Genomic DNA, 19,183 nt, shown 5'->3' on the forward strand with positions numbered 1-19,183 from the left:
TTGTCGAATTTCAGGAATGAGTTCTCATTCTTCTCCTCCGGTGCAACCGTCTGATAATTACCTTTCTCGTCTGCCTTGCTGACCACTCCCAAACCCTCCTTGGGGTCGTTCTTGTTATGTACCAGCAAAAGCTCGTCAATTTGTTCCACATAAGGCTTTTCCGGTTTCTTTGTCCGGCCTTGCCTTTTTCCCTTGTCAGGACTGTTTTCTTGTGCCATAATCTTTTGTTTAGAGTGACTACTTGATTTGTTTCACAGTCCAAATGTAAGATGATAAATTGAGTAAACAATTGATTTACAAATAGATGACATTAGATGTCATCAGGTGTCATCAAATGTCATACGAAGGATAGGAAAGAATACAAAAACAGTTGGAAAAAAGGATGAAAGGAAGTAGGAAGAGTATAAGTAAAAGCATAGCTAAGCCACCGGACTATGCAGATCGGAGGGAGCTGAAATCCCTGTATTATTTCGGGAGTTGATAGGCAGGCTATGTTTTGTTATTTGGGAAAGTGGATTTTCACAGTATTTATGAGGCCATATATGGAATATAAGGATAGCCGCCTTTGATTTACGGCTATGCGTCACGTCGGTCGCAGTTAATCCCTGTAATCTTTTCTTTAATTCTAATCCGTTTGCCGCCGCATTCTTTTTCAGATGAATTTTCATGGCGTAAGCCATAAAGAAAATTCACCTGAAAAAAGGAATAAATGCGGCTGGCAAATCAGGATTGGGATTTATCTTTGATGGAAGGGATAGCTGCTATTTTATTTATGACTTATCTTTATAAACTTACCAATCTTTTGGTGAGCTTTCTGTTTCTATGCAATTAATTATAATTTATGCATTAAATTTTGTTTCAACTGTTCTACAAAATGATCGATGCGTTGCATCTCCTTAGGGATGTTGATACCTTGCGGGCAATCGGGCGAACATTGATTGCACCCGATGCAATGGCTGGCTTGCCTCAGTCTTGGTACACTACGGTCATAACCAATCAAGAAAGCTTGTCGTGCCTTGTGGTAGTTTTCGTCATGTCCGTCTCGTGGCATATTTCCCTCATTGATACATTTATTATAATGTAGAAGAATAGCAGGAATATCTATTCCATAAGGACATGGCATACAATACTTGCAGTCATTACAAGGGATTGTCTGATATTGTACCATCAGGTCTGCTGTTTCTTGCAAAAATACAAATTCATCATCAGAAAGCGGATGCAGTGGAGAATAGGTACACAGGTTGTCTTGCAAGTGTTCCATGTAGGTCATTCCGCTGAGTACAGTCAAAACATTAGGGAAACTTCCAGCAAAACGGAACGCCCATGATGCTACGCTCTGTTCTGGTTCTCGTTGCTTTAATTTATTAACAATGTGATCATGAACTTTGGAAAGTCGTCCACCAAGCAACGGTTCCATAATCACGGCTGGAATATTCCGCTTCGCCAGTTCGCTATATAGGTATTCTGCATTAACGTTGATGCCTGATGCGTGCCGCCAGTCAAGGTAATTGAGCTGTATTTGTACAAAGTCCCACGGTATGCCCGATTCCTGTAACATATAGTCAAATACCCGTACATCCCCATGAAACGAGAACCCCAGTTTACGGATACGTCCGGCTTCTTTCTCCTTGAGGATAAAATCTGCGATACCACAATCATACAGTCTTCCGCGCATTTCTTCCATTCCCTTACCTGTACCTAGAATATGAAACAGGTAATAATCGAAGTAATCCGTACGCAGGTGCTTAAAAGAATCCTGATACATCTTTACGCTTGCCTCTTGTAGTTCTTTACCGCGAAGTCCAGCTCCATAAAGACGGTGATTGGACATTTTCGTAGCAATAAAATACGAATCACGGGGGTGCCGACTGAGTGCAATGCCAGTAGCCTCTTCCGATAAACCTTGACAATATGGCGGAGCGGTATCGAAATAGTTTATACCATGTGCCAAAGCATAATCCACCAGCCGGTTCACTTCTTCCTGGTCAACTATTTGTCCTTCACCATCTGGATTAGATATCATCGGCCATCGCATACAACCATAACCAAGCAATGACACGCGGTCGCCCGTTAATATCCGGTAAGTCATATCACCATCAGGTTCTCCAATAACATTAGATGATGACTTGCTTTGTTTATTACAACCTACCAATCCGGCAGTTACCACTCCTGCGGCTCCTGCTATCTTGAAAAAATCACGGCGAGAAATTGATTTTCCATTCTCTTTATCCATATGCAGTAAATATTTAGTATCTATTTCATTTTTTGAATTCTTTTCATATCATTCTGTGTATTTCGTTGCCTTCTACATAAATGGCACTGAAAGGACGTGCCGGACAAAGATTCTCGCAAGCTCCGCAACCGATGCAACGCTCTACATTGATTGCCGGAATTTTAGCAGATTCTGGATTAGCAGCAATAGAATGTATCATTTGAATAGCTCCGGTAGGACAATGACGGGCACAGTTTCCGCATTCTACACCATCAGTCAATGGCACACAGTTTTCCTTTACCCATACAGCATGTCCTATCTGAGTAGCGGATTTTTCTGCTACTGATATTAAATGTATAGCTCCAGCAGGACAAACTTCACTGCATTTTGTACATTCAGGCCGACAATATCCTCGCTCATAACTCATTTCGGGCTGCATTAATTTGGTCAGATCTGTGGACGGACGAAGCACTCCGTTTGGACAGGTTGATACACAGAGTTGGCAGGCGGTACAATGTTGAAAAAAACTCCGTGTACTCAATGCTCCCGGAGGTACAATTGGAGTAGATCGATTAGGAATTTTCTTATCCTCTATAACAGCCAAACCTCCATCTACTTTTTTTTCCTGTGCTTTCAATATGCCAGTCGTAGCAATCGTAGTTGCAACAGTCAGAAATGAACGACGGGTATCGTTGATTTGATCAGTTGAAATTTTGGATGTATTTATTATCGGTTGTGTGGCTTCTTTTTTTGTAGGATGTTTGTAACTGATGGCTCCCTTATGACATTTACTAATACAATCCAGGCAAGTGACACAACGGCTGTAATCAATCCGATGTTTGGCGATGTCGATACAAGCCGCCTTACAATTCCGGGTGCACAGCTTACAATTCACACATTTATCCGTGTCAATTACAGGTTTCAACCAGGAGAAACGGGCAAGCAAGCCCAGCACTGTACCTACTGGGCATACGGTATTGCAGTAAGTCCGTCCGTTCCGCCACGCCAATACTCCTATTATAATAAAGGAAAGCAAGGCGATGAGGAATGTCGGCAGGCTTTTCAACCATACCTCCGTTTCATAGAAGGCGTAACTGTCGGCGCGTTCCGCAAAGTAAGCGAGCAGATTGTTTCCCCAAACGTATAACGGGGTGAACAGATTGCTTGCGATCCGTCCGTATGAACTGTATGGCGCGAGCAATGCCACCAGTGAACCTATTCCAGCTATCATCGCTACAACGAAAACTGCCAACACCCCATACCGCAGCCATGACTTGGCCGGAGAATAGCAGTAACGGTTCTTCTTCTGTTTTTTGCCCATCCAAGCGATGATGTCCTGCATCACGCCCAGCGGACAGATGACCGAACAGTACACCCGTCCGAAGACAAGTGTCACCAACACGAAGAACCCCACAATACCCACATTTAACGCCAGGAGCGCAGGAAGGAACTGTATTTTGGCCGTCCAGCCCAACCAAGTGTGCAGCGTCCCAGTGAAGTCGAGGAACAGCAACGTCACGGTAGCGAAACACAGAACGGCAAGTGTCAATCTGATTTTACGTAGCATACTACTTAACTGTTTTTATGAAATTTATACCTTAACCAAATCACTCCGTTCTCCATTGTTTGTACAGACAATAATTCAAGCGATTGCCCTTGTGAGGGATTTCCTTTACCGATATAATGGAAAATAGATGTTGAATTAGCCGAGCCGTCAATACCGGGATAAATAACAAGGCTTAGTTCATCTATCAGTCCGGCTTGCAGAAATGCTCCGTCAATGATGCCGCCACCCTGTAAAGAAAGAGATTCCACACCAAATGTTTCCGCCAATGTCTGCATGGCAATGTTGAGGTTATCACCTTTTGTTCCGGCAAACAGGTAGGAAATACCCTTCTTCTGAAGGTACTCTAAATAAAATGCCGGAGCTGTTTCAGGCAGGATGACTACAATGCTGTCCCCTCTTACAGTGGAAGATTCATAGAGAATATTTGCGTCCGGATCGGCTATCACAAAAAGGCGTTCAGAAGTACTTCCGGCAATATAAGGTACAGGATGAGCAAGTGGTGTGCTATCCCCTGTATGAAAGGTTTTTGGGAAATAACCTTCACATAATGTATGCTTTCCGAACATCCAAGCATCGGTATTCAGTTTACGACCAATTGCTGCGTATATACCAATTAGTTCGTTCTTCTTTCCATTGAATGGTTCCGTCCAATGGTCGGTCAACAGGCGGCCATCTACGGAGCCCATTACATGACAAATGATTTGTGGATACATAGTGTTATCAATTTAGTTTATAATCGGACGTCAAAATAGAATATTCGGACTGATGACCGATGAGTTGCCGATACAATAAGGCTAATATGCGCGGTTGATAAAAGCCGAACTCTCCAGCCACCTGCTCTAATGAGCAACCATCTTTGCGAACACGTTTCTTAATGTATTCCATCATCTTTAGGCGGATATACTCAGCAAGCGTCTTTCCTGTTTCTACCCGTACTACTTCGTTCAGATAAGCTGTCGAAAGAGTGGAAAGCGTAGATTCGACCCGGCAGATTCCATCTTCCAGAGATTTTTGTCCACATAGGGAAAAATAGCGGGAGAGTGTCCTGTCTACTGTTGCAAGATATTCTTGACAAATGTCGGAACGGCAGGCAAACTGACGTTCATAAAAGCGGAGACAATAGTCCAACAATAATTCTACACCCACAGATACCAATCGTAGACTGTAAGGGTCTATATCCCGCTGCAGTTCTTCATGGATATGATTCAAACGGTCTTGTACGATATGCTTCTCCTGCAGGGAAAGATGCAGTGATTCATTCTCCCGATAATCAAAGAAAGTATAGTCCGCTTTCTTGAATACAAGGCTCTTGGTACTAAACAGTTCCGGACGTAACAGGAGCCCCGATATACTACCGTCCATCGCATCTTCGTGACTGATACAGATTGTATCTCCCGGTTTTGTGAATGTAAGCGTGCCGTATTGAAAATCGACACATTGCCTGCCATAGCGTACTTCTCCACACCGTGTCCTTACAAAACGGACTGCATAGAAGTTACCTGTAAAACACAACGTAGTATCATCTTCGAGTTGTCCCGGATCAATGACCGCTACTTGAGGATGTAATGTCGGTTGACGCATCTGTTTATTGAACTCGTCTATAGTGAGTGACTGTATATCGTTCATTACTATTATTTGTTTTTATGTGCTGATACAAAAATACCGTTTCCGTCGTGGTGCGTCTATACACAGATTACGGATTGAAACACCAAAATCAACGAAAACGGTATGAGCTCCAATGAAAGCATCTCAAGTATTGGATGAGATGGATTCATTACAAATGTTTACCAAAGAAATCAGTTAGTTTGTTTACAGCCTTATCTACATATTCCGGTACCCAATACGTCTGGATGTGTCTTGCACCAGGGATTAGATACAATTCCTTATCATTCGTTCCAGTAGCTTTGCTGAAACATTGTTCGGACATATAGAACGTGTCGGCAAGACTACCCGCCATCATTAACAACGGTTGGTTGATGAGATACATTCCCTCACTGGCATCAAATGCCATCAGATCGATCAGACTGCTCTTTGTATAACGGAAGGTAGAACCCGGATGCGCGTGAGATTGAAGGTAATACTCATAACCGTCACGATAGAGATCGAACGGAAGCTGTTTGGCCTGTTCCGGCGTCATTCCACTCATATCACCTACATACTCAGGAGCTTCTCCGTTGACTTCTTTCTGACGTGCAGCACAGGCGTCTGCAAGTCGTTGTTGCACATCGCCGATCTGTGAATCAAGGAAGCCATTACGACGTACCAGTCCGGAGTTGAACATACTGAGTGTGGCAACTGCCTTGAAACGTTTGTCAGTCTGTGCAGCTTTAAGCGTATAGCCACCTCCGCCACATATACCGAGTATACCGATACAATTTGCATCCACTCCGGGATATTGTGCCAGTATATCGGCTGCACGATGGATATCTTCGATACGGCTGGCCGGCTTGTCTACATTGCGCGGTTCACCCTCGCTCCCACCTTGATAGGCGGCATCAAATGCCAGACAAATGTAACCCTGTTCCGCCATCCGCTGGCTGTACAATCCTGCCACCTGTTCCTTACATCCACCGTTTGGATGTGCAACGACAAGAGCGGGATAGCTTCTTGAAACTTCATATCCGGCTGGAGTATAAACGTTGGCGACAATCTTCAAGCCATTCAAGTCGTAAGTAATGCGATGGATATTAACTTTGCCCGTTTCATTCTTGGTGATAGCTCCCCGATAAACCAGTCCGAAAGGATTGTCGTTAGGACTTTGGATAGCAGAGAAATCCTCTGAAATAAATGGTTGTTTGTTTTGAGCGGCTGAAGCTCCGGCGAACAAAAGTGCAGTAACACCGCACAACATTGTCTTTAATAAGGTATTCATAATTTTTTTCTTTTAGAAGTTTGTTACATGCATTCTTTCAATATCTCAAACAGTTCATCACGGGAAAACTGCTTGCAGCATCCCGGCATCAGTAAACAGGTATCTGCAGCGGCACGGAGGATACTTTCGTCCTTAATGCCCATTTCGCTCCAATGCGATGGTAAGCCGATTTCCTTTATAAAAGCCTCCAACGCTTCGATACCAAGTATAGCAGTCTGTTCTACCGTATCACCCTTTACATTCCATACCCGTTCCGCCATACGAGCCAGTTTTTCTTTGCCCTCATTCAGCAAATGGCGATAGAGAACCGGATGGATAACCGCCAACGCCTTTCCGTGGTTGCAGTCGGTATAGGCTCCTACGGCATGTTCCAGCATATGGCATTGAAAATCGGTCTACTTGCCGAGTTTTAGCAGACTGTTTTCCGCAAGGGCAGAATCCCACATCAGTTCTCCACGGGCAAAATCATTGTCCGGATCGACTATCAGTTCACGGAGGTTTTTGATGACGTTACGCATGACCGCTTCATTGATTTCATCGGAGAGATTGTCCGTTTGAGGTTTGCCCATATAGATTTCCATACAATGACTCAACGTGTCGAATGCACCGCTGACGACTTGCCCCATCGGAAGAGTCCGTGTCAAGTCGCTGTCCAGTATAGCAAAACTGTAGTAAGCGCCTGTCAACGGCTGTTTCAGTTTCTTTTTGGTGTGGGTGATAACCGCCCCGTTGTTCTGCTCGGCACCCGTTCCTGATGCTGTTACGATAGCGCCCATAGGCACAAATTCAGTAGGATACTGGTGCTTCGTGTACTGCATCTCCCAAATATCCTCGTCTAATTTTACTTGTGCTGATACCACCTTGCAGCAGTCGATAACCGATCCGCCGCCCACGGCAAGGATGAAGTCTATGTTGTATTCATGCACTAGTCGTGCACCTTCCTGTACCTTGTCGTAAGTAGGATTGGGCATAATGCCTCCGAAGTCCACCACGTTCTTGCCACGTTCGTGCAGCCAGCTTATAATTTTGTCATACAGCCCTGTGCGTTTCAGCGAGCTGCCACCATATGCCAGCAGCACATTCTGTCCTATACGGTCTAATTCTTCCTTGATTGCGTTCTCTGCGCACCCTTTGCCAAAATGTTGACGGACAGGGTATCGATAAGTAAAACTATTCATAAATGTCTTTGTTTTTTCTGTTTATTCATCACTTTTCGGAAAGAAGAACGGCAAAGCATTGTACAGATATTCCGGAATAGGACGGAACTCATGCCGTGCCCCTTCTTTCTGATGAAAGGTCATATTAGCCGTATTGAACATGTTGTTCAAACGTGCCATACCTTCTATTTGAAGAAGTATCTCTCTATAAGCGGAGTCGTTTGTCCCACTTGCCGCCCAGATATAGAAACCTGTTCCGACATAAGGTGACTGTTGTACCCTTTCTGCCAAATAAGCTGCTGTATCGTCAGGACGATTCATCCCGGCAAACCGTCCCAAAGACCAGCAATCGCCACTGACTGGCATAAAGTATCGGAATGCGTTCAATGTTTCATCAAAGGCATACCAAGTGGTGACTGCTCCCATTGAAAAACCTCCAATGGCACGGTGACTGCGTGATACTTCAATACCTTCCCTGTCGGTTGTTTCCGCATACGTGTGGTAACGGCCTTCTACAGCTGGAATCAGGTCGTTTACCAATTCTATGGGCAAAGCCCTGCAGTAAGGGTCTGCATCCGCATAGTCTGGTGTAGGCTGTCCGTAGTTGTAGCTGGGTGTGACCACAATCATCGGGTCAATATCACCGTGAGCTATCATTTGGTCGAGCAGTTTGCGTACCACACCATTTTCATCTTCAAAGGTGGATGCCGCCGTACTGTAATGACCGTGTACAAAATAGAGGATATTGTACCGTTGGCTTTCATTATATCCATAAGGCAGATAGACGTATGCCGTATTGGTACGTTTCGCACCAGTGCCTTCTGCATAGTCCCGTGTGGCATAATCGATGCGGACTATGCTGCCTCTTTTTTCGGCTTCCTGTTCATAACCGTCTGGTACAGCATGTGTGAAGCTGATCATTGCCACGTCATCAGACGAAGAATTTTCTTCTCCGTTGTCTGGATTAATCGGTGTTTCAACATCAGAGTCATCTGTACTACAAGCCACAAGCGGTAGGGAAAGCAGCAGGATACTAAGGAATGATATTATTTTGTGTGTCATTTTGTTTAAAATTTATAGTTGGGTCGTAACAGCGACAACAGCTTATAGTCGAAATCTTTCCTTACCTCACATTTGTTTCCAAATATCATCGTGTTTCCGTTTTCACGGGTAAAAGCAGACCATGAAGGAAGTCCTTCGTGATTAGGATTGCCGGTACGGGCGAAATTTATCCATGCTTTGCTGATGCGCTCTTCCAACTCCTTGACTTCCGAGCCTCCGGCAGAGGCTGCAGGTGACAGACTGGTGTTGCTGAATACAAACGGTATTTCCGAACAATGGTATGACATGGCAAAACCTCCGTGAATAGGTGTGTCCCAGGCAAACAAATAATTATATACAGGAGCCCCATGCTGGTCGGCTTTCAAGCGGGCTGTCTTCAAGGCAGGAAGTCTTAACATTGTATCTATGTAAAGTGCTTCGCTGATGGAACGACCGGGATAGGCAGATGTGAAGGCAGCAATAACCGAGTCTGTACAGTTTCCGAATCGTGCTTGCAACTTTTTCATTGTCTCTTCCTTATTCCATGTGTGCATATTGTCATGGGCAAATTTATCCGGATTTCCCAACATCGGCATTGTAGTCCATTCGGTCATACACGAACCGATAAGCAACGGAATATCCTTTGCCTGTGAAGCAATGGAATCTATGACCGGCTGATATGGCAGATAGTCACCGTCTACCACGGGAGTCCATAGCAGTCCAGGATTACCCCAACTGTCTATGCTGTTTTCCTCTTGAGCGGTTTGAGCCATTGCCTTATTTCCTGCTGCCATCAATTGGCTGTAGGGAATGGCTTGTAGCTTGTCGGCATTTTGCGGTGAGATTCCTAATGAGTCAAGCATCAGTTCTGCTACCCGGTGTGCTGTCTTTTGCGTAACATTGGTCATTCCACAAGCTTCTACAGCTCCGCTCTGAACGATGGCCTTATGGAACAGCCCCTGTGCAGCCGGAACTGTCATCAGTACCAGTACTTTGGCACCTCCACCTGATTGCCCGAATAGAGTGACATTGTTTGAATCACCTCCAAAGACAGCAATGTTCTTCTGTATCCATTGCAGGGCTGCTACCATATCCATCGTACCGACATTACCGGAGTATTTATATTTTTCACTGTAAGCGGACAAATCAAGAAAGCCGAGCATATTCAGCCGATGGTTAACCGACACTACCACAACATCTCCTTTGCGACTCAGGTTTGCTCCATCATAAACCAGTTGCTCGATGGCAGAACCAGTCTGAAACCCACCTCCGTGCAACCACACCATTACCGGACGTTTCTTGCCGTCATTGATGCCTGGAGTCCATACGTTCAGGTTCAGGCAATCCTCTCCCTCAGCAGGGTGCTCACGCATGGCGATGAAGTCGTTTCCTTGTGGTATGGGAGCCTGCGGACATATCTCTCCATATGTATTAAATATCCGTACCGTATCCCAAATATCGGGCTGTTCAGGTGGCATAAAGCGTGCAGCTTTGGCGTATGGAATGCCTTTGAAGCTGTAGATGCTGTCCGCATATACACCTTGTGCCTGACCACTTGTCAAGCTGACCACTTTGCTTTGTTCCTGAACACAGGAACAAAGCAAAAAAAGGCTTACCAACAAATAACCTATTGTTTTCATAATTCCTCTTTAATTTTGTTGTTCCAACATTCCTATCCGTTCCAGCCATTGGAGGATGCCTTCTTCCGAGCCGGCCACACTGCTACGTGAAATGCTATATCCATTTACCATTGTGGCATTAGGTTCCATTCCAGCAATGTCATCCACTGTTCCTGACCAGCCACTACCTCCATGTGAGGAAAAAGGAATAATTGTTTTACCTGCAAAGTCGTATTCGTCAAAGAATGAATACATAGCCATAGGCATCTGATACCACCAAATGGGATAGCCAACAAAGATGACATCATAATCATCAAAGTTTTCTATGTCGGTAGCAAGAGCTGGATGTATATTATTCTGCCGCTCATTGTCGGCTTGTGAAGCCAAATCATCGAAATTACCCGGATAAGGTGTTGCTGTCTGTATTCTTACCATATCAGCTCCAGTAGCTTCACCTATCACGGTAGCCATATATTCTACACTTCCATACAAATCTCCGTTTACAATCACACGGCTAGCGGAAGTATTGGCATCCACCCCATCCGGTAGGGGTTCAGAAAAATAAGCGATAAGTATATGATGATTTGTTCCAGGCACCACTTCTTCAGTCGGGGAACTGATATTGTTATCTTCGTTGTCACTGCACGAAGCAAGTATTAACGATACGCAGAACAATGCGAAATATGTATATATTCTCATTTTTTATCCTCCATTATTTGATAACTCTAATTTCTTTTAACCATTCTGTGATACCGTCCGTATTTCTGCTAACGGCACCGAATCCTTTCAAGTGTTTGGCATCAGGTGTGAGTTCTGCAATCTTGGCAAGGGTCTCGTCACGGTAGGTAGATGCGTAGGTACAGAAAGGAATGACCGTCTTGCCCTTAAAATTATAACTTTCGGTAAAAGTATTGATAATCATTGGTGCAGTCCACCACCATACAGGACAACCGATAAAGATTGTATCATAACTGTCCCAATCTTCCACCTTGTTCTTGATAGCAGGGCGGGCATTCTGTTCCTTTTCTTTCTTTGCTACCTCTGTACAAGGTTTATAGTCTGTAGGATATGGCTTTACCGGATCGATACGGAAAAGTGTGCCGCCGGTCTGTCCGGCAATATACTCTGCCACATGCTGCGTGTTTCCACTCCAACTGAAATAAGCAATTAATGTCCTCCTATTTTGTGCGTATAAATTCATTCCACCCATTAGAATAAGAGTTATAAGGGTGATAATCTTTGCTTTCATCTTCTTTATCGTTTTAGTTTAATTATTATTCAATGATTCCTATCTCACGAAGCCAGTTTTCCACATTCGATTCATTGCTCAAGCTTCCACTAGTCAAACCTAATCCTTCAAGATGTGCTTTAGCTCCAGATGTCAATTCAACGATTCTTGCCAACGTTTCATCGCGATATGTGGATGCGTAGGTACAGAACGGGATGACAGTTTTACCTGTAAAATCATAACTTTCAGAAAAAGTGCATATAATCATAGGTGTTGTCCACCACCATACGGGACAGCCGATAAAAATTGTATCATATTCAGCCCACGCTTCGTCTTCAATGATAGAATTTATGGCTGGACGAGCATTACTGTCACGTTCTGCCAATGCTACTTCCGTACATTCAGTGTAATCTTCCGGGTAAGGTGTGACAGGTTCTATACGAAACAAATCCGCTCCAGTGTGAGACACTATTTGTTGCGCCATTCGCTGTGTAGTACCTCCCCAACTAAAATATGCCACAAGAATGTTGCTGTTTCCAGCAGGTGTATCTGGATTATTTGGATTGTCTGGATTATCTGTAGAATCACCAGGTGTTTCGGGTTGTTCTGTTCCTGGTTCTTCCGTCATGGGGTCATCATCCCCGCAAGCGTTGAAAGTGAAAGCGGCAAGTGCCATCATCAGGTAAACTAAATACTTTTTCATTGTTTCTATGTTTTTATGGATTATTTTTCTTCATAACTGTTGTATTCCTCATCTGTCACAGGTTCCAGCCACGTTACGCCCCCTTTGTCCAGTTGGGTACCTATGGCGATGTGTGTAAACTCACTGTCAGGAGCCGCGCCGTGCCAATGGATGACATCGGGGGCAATCTTCACTACGTTTCCAGGCAGCAGCAGTTGGATAGGTTTCCCTTTTTCCTGATAATATCCTTTGCCGGAAGTGCAGAGCAGGATTTGTCCGCCTTTATGGCTGTGCCAGCTGTTTCGGCATCCGGGAGCAAATGTCACGTTGGCTACAGTACATCCAAAACCATCTTGTGGTGCGACATAGCCTTGCAACCAAGCCTTGTCCGTAAAGTTCGGATTGTCTGGCATCAGCGTACCGAGTGCGAACGGATCGTCACCTTTTCTCAGACCGTTCACGATAGCCGCCATTTGCTGAAGCTGGCTTTCGGTAATACCCTGACGCAGGCAAATAGCTGAATGCGACTTTAACATCGGTTCCACACCCTTTCCCATAGCTGAAAGAATGGATACGGTAGCCAGCTCGCGTTCCTGCCATGTCAAAAGATTGCGTTCAAAAATGTCGCAGAATAAATGTTCTTTCAGGTATTGCTCAATAACTGGAGCAAAAGCGGCATACCCTGTCTTGGGGGCATCTTTGGGCGCACCACTTAACTTTTCAAGAAGTTCCGCACCTCGGGTGTATTTATCCTGAGAGCCTGTAACGGGAGATGCGTCACGTCCTATAGTATCAATAATACCCTGTGCCTTGCGTTCATTCAACACTTCCATAAAAGTTTGCAGGGCACGCAGGCTGCGGGGAAATCCACAATAAGCATAGGCGTGTACCAAAACCTCCTTGATTTCATTTACCGTCATTCCATTGTCCAAGCCACGGGCAAGGGATATTTTCAGGCTATCCAACTCACCTTGTGCCGTTGTCGAAGCGATAAATACGATATCTTGCTGGCGAATACTCAGCGTATCCGTCTGCTGCGCTTGCGCAGATTGATAAAAGCTTAACATAATAATTACAATAAATAGAATCGTTGTTCTCATAATGTTTTCTGTCTTAATTATTTTGTCACAAAGTTACAGTGCAGTTCGTAGCCTGTCCATACACAGATTACAGATAGAAACACCAATATCAACGAATGTATTTTCTTACGCATTGCCCCTGTTTATATTCAAAAAAAAGCACCCCCAAAAATTTTCATTTCGAGGATGCTTGAGTCTATATATTATGTGACTAAGAAGAACTTATTAATTCAATTTTTTTTCTTTTATCCAATCAAATAACATATCGGCAAGTTGCACATTATTTTTCTCAGCAAAAAGGAAATGCGAATTGCCCTTGATTCCCTGTTCTGGCAGATGTACCACCGTGGCATCGCCACCGTGACGATTGATACACTCTGCAAACAACCGTGCCATTTGCAGACGTACCCTCCAGCTATCCATAGCCCAATTGTCGCTTGGCTTATCAGGAATATAATCACCATAATAAATAATGATGGGGAAACGGGTCAGTTTTTCAAAATCTACCAAAGGAATGGATGTTGCCCCCAGTGCACCGAACGGACTGATAGTCTGTAAGGGTTCCGGCACTTCACCTTCAGGAAAAACGAAACCGCTACCGGGCTCATAGGAAACGATAGCACGTACCTTATCGGTCTTGATAGCGGTATGCCATCCCGGTTCACCTCCTTGTGAGTGTGTAATGAGAATACCGCCACCAATTTTATTCATAAGAGCTGCAACATCGGTTGCAATCAGTTGTGCATCATAGGCACCCGTGTTGGGTGTGATTTGGCGGAAAAACTGATCCAGGGATTCTTCACTTTGTGGGAACTGGCTGTTTTCATAATAATTGGGCCATATTCCCATACGGAAATTCTCAAACCAGAACTGGTCATCGGGAGTAGCCTTGATATTTTCATCAACTGTGCTGCGTCCGGCTCGCCCGCGGCGTGGTTGGTCTATCAGGTACGTACTGAAACCACGTCGCAGGAAAAGTGTAGCGAACCCTTCCCGTCCATCGGGAGTACTTTCCCATGTTTTGGCAGACTGACCGGCTCCGTGAAGGAATACGAGCGGATACCTTCGTGTGTTTGCCGGAATTTGATAAGACACATAGGCATGGTCACCGTGCAAGGTCTGACCGTTCTCTTCCAGTGGCTGATTCGTGTCGTATGTACCTTGTGCGGTTTTCACTGTCCCGCCAATAAGGAAACTACCTTGTTCACGAATGGCAATAATGCTGTCATTTGTTTGTACTTCACTTTGTATGGAAGACGATTGTCCGCAAGCAGCACACAGGGTTAACACTGCGGACAGAATGATGTAATTGATATGTTTCATATTCATTTTACTGTTAGTTTTGTTCCACCGTACACATCGGACATTGACATTGTGTCCAGCGCATGGTCTATCTGTTTCACTTCCTCTTCCGACAAAAGGACATCTACTGCACCTGCATTCTCTTTCAACCGATCGGACTTGCGTGTGCCAGGAATGGGTACTATCCATGGCTTTTTGCAGAGCACCCACGCAAGGGATATTTGTGCAGGGGTCACATGTCTTTCACTTGCGATGCGACGTATGAACTGCAGCAGTTCGTAATTTTTTTTATAGCTTTCAGGCTGAAATTGCGGCATTCCTGCCCGGTAGTCCGTGCGTTCGTCGAAATGTGAGGCCGCGTCATAGCGATCGCTGAGCAGTCCGTTAGCTAGTGGTGAAAAAGCCACCAAACCAATGCCCAATTCCTCCAATATTGGGAACATGGTTTCGTGCCAGCGAGCCATCATCGAATAGCGGTTTTGAACGGCAGTAAGAGGGCAGACGGCATTTGCACGACGGATATCTGCTTCTGGCGCCTCCGACAATCCCCAATAAAGCACTTTGCCTTCTTTAATCAGATCCTGCATAGTTCCTGCTACTTCTTCAATTGGAATCTGCGGGTCGGGACGGTGCTGGTAGTAGAGATCGATATAGTCCGTCTGTAAACGGCGGAGTGAACCCTCTACTGCTTTTCTAATCGTTGTGGGACGTGAATCCGATATTAATGGGTAAGGGACACGTCCGCTTTCCATATCAAAGCGCAGACCAAACTTCGTGGCAATGATAATCTTATTACGATAAGCTTTCAAGGCATTACCCAGCAACTCCTCATTGTCGTGAGTATTGTCAGGCGTACCATAGATTTCAGCTGTATCGAAGAAGTCATAACCCATATCCACAGCTTTTGCCAACAGCTCCGTCATTTCCCGATGGTCGGCTGGTGCACCATAAGCATGGCTCATACCCATACAACCCAAACCTATGGCAGAAACACGAAGTCCTCTGTTCCCCAGGTTTCTGTATTTCATATTTGAATCTCCTTTATAATAGTTTTTCTCCGTCCTTGAAGGCCGTTCCAACTGTTTCGCCCAATACACGGTAAGTACGTGCTGATGAGTCGAAGGATAATGGTTTCAATTTATCAAAATCTACTCTGCCCATATCGTCCAATATGGATTCGTCGGCCTGCATATTTAGAACTTCGCCTACCACATACATTTCACCGAAGCGTTCTTCCATGCTAATCACTTTACATTCCAATGTCAAGGGATATTCTTCGATAACAGGCGCATCGACAAAGGTACTCTTTGAAACGTGTACGCTTGCCACTTCTATTTTATTTGCTTTATGTCCCGACACAAGACCGAAATAGTCCGACAGCATCAAATTGTCAAGATTGGCAATGCTCAGGGTAAAGGCTCTTTTCTGTAACAAATTTTTTGTAGTCTTATGACCGATGGACAGGTTCAAAGCTACATGGTGAGCAGAACATTGACCGCCCCATGCGGCATTCATGGCATCGGGCGTACCGTTTTCATCATAAGTAGCCACAATCAGTACTGGCAACGGAGCCAGTATAGTTTTTTTTCCAAAATTCTTTTTCATCACGTTATATCATTTAAGCAGATAATATTTTATTTAATTTTTTATCGAATCAAAAAAAGCGTTATACCCCTTTTCCCATTTTATACGCCTGCTGCATAAACTTCGTCCCTTTCACGCTGCCTTTCCGACCCAATCCGATAGCCTTTATCATACCTCGTTCCGTGGGGTTGGGCAGGCACATCACAAAGCCACGGAAGCCTGTGATTGCAAAGTCAGCAGTGCTCTCGGCATTGTCCGCGCAGGCGGTGATGTAATAAAACTCCTTGTTCTTCAAATCCATAAAATGCGAGTAGGTACGATCTATGAGTGTTTTCAATTGCCCGTTGATATTCATAAAATAAACAGGGCTTGCCAGGACGATAATGTCGGCTTCTAGCATTTTACGGACAATCATCGGTGCATCATCCCTAGCCACGTCCGCACTGTCGCCTACGTGTTGCTCGTCTGCCTCCTGAAAGAACTTTATATCATAGTCTCCCAAGAAAATCTTTTCAACATGTGCTCCAGCTTCTTTTGCTCCACGGACAAATTCATCGCAGAGCAGATCTGTATTTCCTTCACGCCGTGGACTGGAAGATATTACTAATACGTTCTTATGGTCTTTCTTAATGGTCGAAGTGTCAGAATAGTTGATGCCATAACAGCTTTGTTCAGTTTCTGATGTTTGCTTATTACTTCCTCCGCAGGATGTAAGCAAGCCTATAGAAAAAAATATGATTACTGGTAAAAAAATATGCTTCATAACATTACAACTTTTAATTTATTATTTTGCATACAAATTTATATGGTGCAAGCTTTCTCGTCCATACATAGATTACGGATTGAAGCACCAATATCAACGAAGAAAGCATCCTCAAAAAAACGAAGATGCTTTCCCCTTCTTAAAAAAGTCTTTTAGTTTATAGTTTTGTTCCCCAAACCATTCGCTTCACATCATCCAATGTAGCGTTGAAGATGCGTTGCTCCTTGTTGAGCGAACGTATCTGCTGCATCTCGTCGTTGCTGAGGGCAAAATCAAATATCTGGATATTTTCCTTTATATAATCGGGTTTGGTGGCACCGGGTATGACGGAGAAACCTTCTTGAATGTGCCAGCGCAGGATGATTTGGGCTGGCGATTTACCATGGTTATCAGCTATCTTCGTAATGACCGAATCACGAAGTAACAAGCCTTGACTCTGTGCACCTCCCAGCGGATACCAGCATTCCACCTGGATGCCGTACTTGGCAGCTTTCTTACGCATTTCTGTCCGTTGAGCATAAGGATGGCATTCTATTTGGAGTACAGCGGGTTTGATGGTGGATTTCTCCATTATTTCGTTAAACACCTCGTCATTGGCATCGAAGTTGCTGATGCCGAGCGCACGTACTTTGCCCATCTGTACGGCCTTTTCCATATCTTTCCACGCACCCACAAAGTCGCCAACGGGCTGGTGGACATAGAGCAGGTCTATGTAGTCCGTCTGAAGCCGGGCAAGCATTTCATCAATGGCTTTCAGCGTTTTGCCTTCGCCGTATTCTGTAGGCCAGAGCTTGCTGGTTATCCAGATTTCTTCGCGTGGAATGCCGCTTTCCTTAACAGCTTCACCCACACCTTCTTCATCGTAGTAAGCATGTGCAGTGTCAATGTGACGATAACCTGCACGCAAAGCGGTAAGACACGACTGCTTGCATATTTCGTTGGAGCCTTGCAGAAAGGTACCCAGTCCGAAGCGTGGCATCTCCACACCGTTGTTCAACTTAACTACTGGTACACCGGCGGTTGTCGTCTTTTCTTGTGCATTCATTGCACATAAGCCACCTATCAGCAGGATGGCGAAGAAGATGATTTTTTTCAATCTGTTCATATCCGTTCATTTTTAGTGGTTTATTGTCTGTTGCTTTCTTTAATGCTCCACAGCGACACGTGATCGTTGCGGTAGCGGGCATTGGGATTCACCTCGCCGCGTGACAGCAACGGGTCATCGGGCAGGTCGGCAAACTGTATGGCTTTCTGTGGACAGTTGTGGATGCAGGCAAAACAGAAGTCGCAGTCACCTTCAGCCTTTACCCCCGTGGAGGTCAGTTCGTAATTGCCGCGCGGACATACTTCTGTACAAATGGCACAGCCAATACAGGCATCTGTCACCTGAAAATATCTTTCGCTTCGTTTCAGAAATCCTACTTCGGGGTCAAGACGGGAAAAGGACATAAAGCCATCGTGGTTACGGCGGTCTTCCGCAGTGGCGGGCTTTATCCATTTCCGTTGTTTCAGCAAATCAGCCTTTATCTTCTCCACTTGTTCGGGGATGTGCTTATCTATCTTCATCTGCTCGTTCATGTCAAAATTGGGAAGCCAGTTGTCCACCATAACGAGGGTATTGATATAGTCGAATTTTGTACCTGCTTTCTGTGAGATTCCGTTCCACAGTTCGGCTGCATTGAAGTCAAGCATCCCATAAGTGAGTACGGCAAACTTGTAGTCAGCCTTGATTCTTGCCTGCTTGATAAAATTACGTACCATATTCGGTGGCATGTGTCCGTATATAGGATAAATGATGCCTACCTCATCTGCCTCGAAATCGTAACGGTTCTGCTTTACCATTTGTGGAATACTGAGCAGCTCGGTATTCTCGTCCGCCAGTTGGCGGGCGATATAAAGGCTGTTTCCTGTGGCAGTGAAGTAAAGAATAATACGTTTCTTCTTTTCTCCGCCGCAAGAGGTCAATGCGGAGGGCATACTCAATGCTGCAGCTCCCGCCACGAACAGCCCCATCCGTTTCAAGGCATCTCGACGGGAAATACCCTTGTTGTTATCATTATCATTATCTTTACCCATA

Annotated in this window: 17 protein-coding genes and 2 pseudogenes; all 19 read right to left on the minus strand. The window is 44.8% G+C overall.

What is annotated here, in order from left to right:
- Positions 1-218 (minus strand): annotated as a pseudogene (locus I6E11_RS11070) (DUF3945 domain-containing protein); the annotation flags it as partial.
- A 614-nt stretch (positions 219-832) separates the two neighbouring features.
- Complete coding sequence (locus I6E11_RS11075) at positions 833-2,233, minus strand: aldo/keto reductase (RefSeq protein WP_022233272.1); 1,401 nt, start codon at positions 2,231-2,233, stop codon at positions 833-835.
- Positions 2,234-2,276: 43 nt separating this feature from the next.
- Positions 2,277-3,779, minus strand: a complete 1,503-nt coding sequence (locus tag I6E11_RS11080) for a 4Fe-4S binding protein (RefSeq protein ID WP_022233271.1) — start codon at positions 3,777-3,779, stop codon at positions 2,277-2,279.
- Positions 3,780-3,784: 5 nt separating this feature from the next.
- Positions 3,785-4,492 (minus strand): dihydrofolate reductase family protein, encoded by a 708-nt coding sequence (locus I6E11_RS11085; protein ID WP_022233270.1) that lies wholly within the window; start codon positions 4,490-4,492, stop codon positions 3,785-3,787.
- Between the two features lie 7 nt (positions 4,493-4,499).
- The gene (locus I6E11_RS11090) at positions 4,500-5,405 is read right to left on the minus strand and encodes a helix-turn-helix domain-containing protein (RefSeq protein ID WP_022233269.1); all 906 of its coding nucleotides are present in this window, start codon (positions 5,403-5,405) and stop codon (positions 4,500-4,502) included.
- A 148-nt stretch (positions 5,406-5,553) separates the two neighbouring features.
- Positions 5,554-6,651, minus strand: a complete 1,098-nt coding sequence (locus I6E11_RS11095) for an alpha/beta hydrolase (protein ID WP_235338086.1) — start codon at positions 6,649-6,651, stop codon at positions 5,554-5,556.
- A gap of 23 nt (positions 6,652-6,674) precedes the next feature.
- A pseudogene (locus tag I6E11_RS11100) lies at positions 6,675-7,829 on the minus strand (iron-containing alcohol dehydrogenase).
- A 21-nt stretch (positions 7,830-7,850) separates the two neighbouring features.
- Positions 7,851-8,870 carry an alpha/beta hydrolase gene (locus I6E11_RS11105; RefSeq protein ID WP_204428161.1) on the minus strand — a complete coding sequence of 340 codons (1,020 nt, stop codon included), beginning with the start codon at positions 8,868-8,870 and terminating at the stop codon, positions 7,851-7,853.
- A 5-nt stretch (positions 8,871-8,875) separates the two neighbouring features.
- Positions 8,876-10,489, minus strand: coding sequence for a carboxylesterase/lipase family protein (locus I6E11_RS11110; protein ID WP_204428159.1), 1,614 nt, complete (start codon positions 10,487-10,489; stop codon positions 8,876-8,878).
- Between the two features lie 9 nt (positions 10,490-10,498).
- Positions 10,499-11,167, minus strand: a complete 669-nt coding sequence (locus tag I6E11_RS11115) for a flavodoxin (protein WP_022233264.1) — start codon at positions 11,165-11,167, stop codon at positions 10,499-10,501.
- Between the two features lie 13 nt (positions 11,168-11,180).
- Complete coding sequence (locus tag I6E11_RS11120) at positions 11,181-11,717, minus strand: flavodoxin (RefSeq protein WP_022233263.1); 537 nt, start codon at positions 11,715-11,717, stop codon at positions 11,181-11,183.
- A gap of 25 nt (positions 11,718-11,742) precedes the next feature.
- Entirely contained in the window at positions 11,743-12,399 is a 657-nt protein-coding gene (locus tag I6E11_RS11125; RefSeq protein WP_022233262.1) for a flavodoxin, read from the minus strand.
- Between the two features lie 20 nt (positions 12,400-12,419).
- Positions 12,420-13,445 (minus strand): carboxymuconolactone decarboxylase family protein, encoded by a 1,026-nt coding sequence (locus I6E11_RS11130; RefSeq protein WP_235338091.1) that lies wholly within the window; start codon positions 13,443-13,445, stop codon positions 12,420-12,422.
- Positions 13,446-13,682: 237 nt separating this feature from the next.
- Positions 13,683-14,780 (minus strand): alpha/beta hydrolase, encoded by a 1,098-nt coding sequence (locus I6E11_RS11135; protein ID WP_204428157.1) that lies wholly within the window; start codon positions 14,778-14,780, stop codon positions 13,683-13,685.
- A 2-nt stretch (positions 14,781-14,782) separates the two neighbouring features.
- Entirely contained in the window at positions 14,783-15,787 is a 1,005-nt protein-coding gene (locus I6E11_RS11140; RefSeq protein WP_022233259.1) for an aldo/keto reductase, read from the minus strand.
- Between the two features lie 13 nt (positions 15,788-15,800).
- Complete coding sequence (locus I6E11_RS11145; protein ID WP_022233258.1) at positions 15,801-16,364, minus strand: flavin reductase family protein; 564 nt, start codon at positions 16,362-16,364, stop codon at positions 15,801-15,803.
- 61 nt (positions 16,365-16,425) lie between these two features.
- Positions 16,426-17,061: a flavodoxin family protein gene (locus I6E11_RS11150; protein ID WP_235338087.1), complete on the minus strand. Its 636-nt coding sequence runs from the start codon at positions 17,059-17,061 to the stop codon at positions 16,426-16,428.
- A gap of 202 nt (positions 17,062-17,263) precedes the next feature.
- Positions 17,264-18,085 (minus strand): aldo/keto reductase, encoded by an 822-nt coding sequence (locus tag I6E11_RS11155; protein WP_235338088.1) that lies wholly within the window; start codon positions 18,083-18,085, stop codon positions 17,264-17,266.
- 146 nt (positions 18,086-18,231) lie between these two features.
- Positions 18,232-19,182 (minus strand): EFR1 family ferrodoxin, encoded by a 951-nt coding sequence (locus I6E11_RS11160; RefSeq protein ID WP_022233255.1) that lies wholly within the window; start codon positions 19,180-19,182, stop codon positions 18,232-18,234.
- Between the last annotated feature and the right edge of the window lies 1 nt (position 19,183).

The organism is Bacteroides caecigallinarum, assembly GCF_021531075.1.
Taxonomy (GTDB): Bacteria; Bacteroidota; Bacteroidia; order Bacteroidales; family Bacteroidaceae; genus Phocaeicola; species Phocaeicola caecigallinarum_B.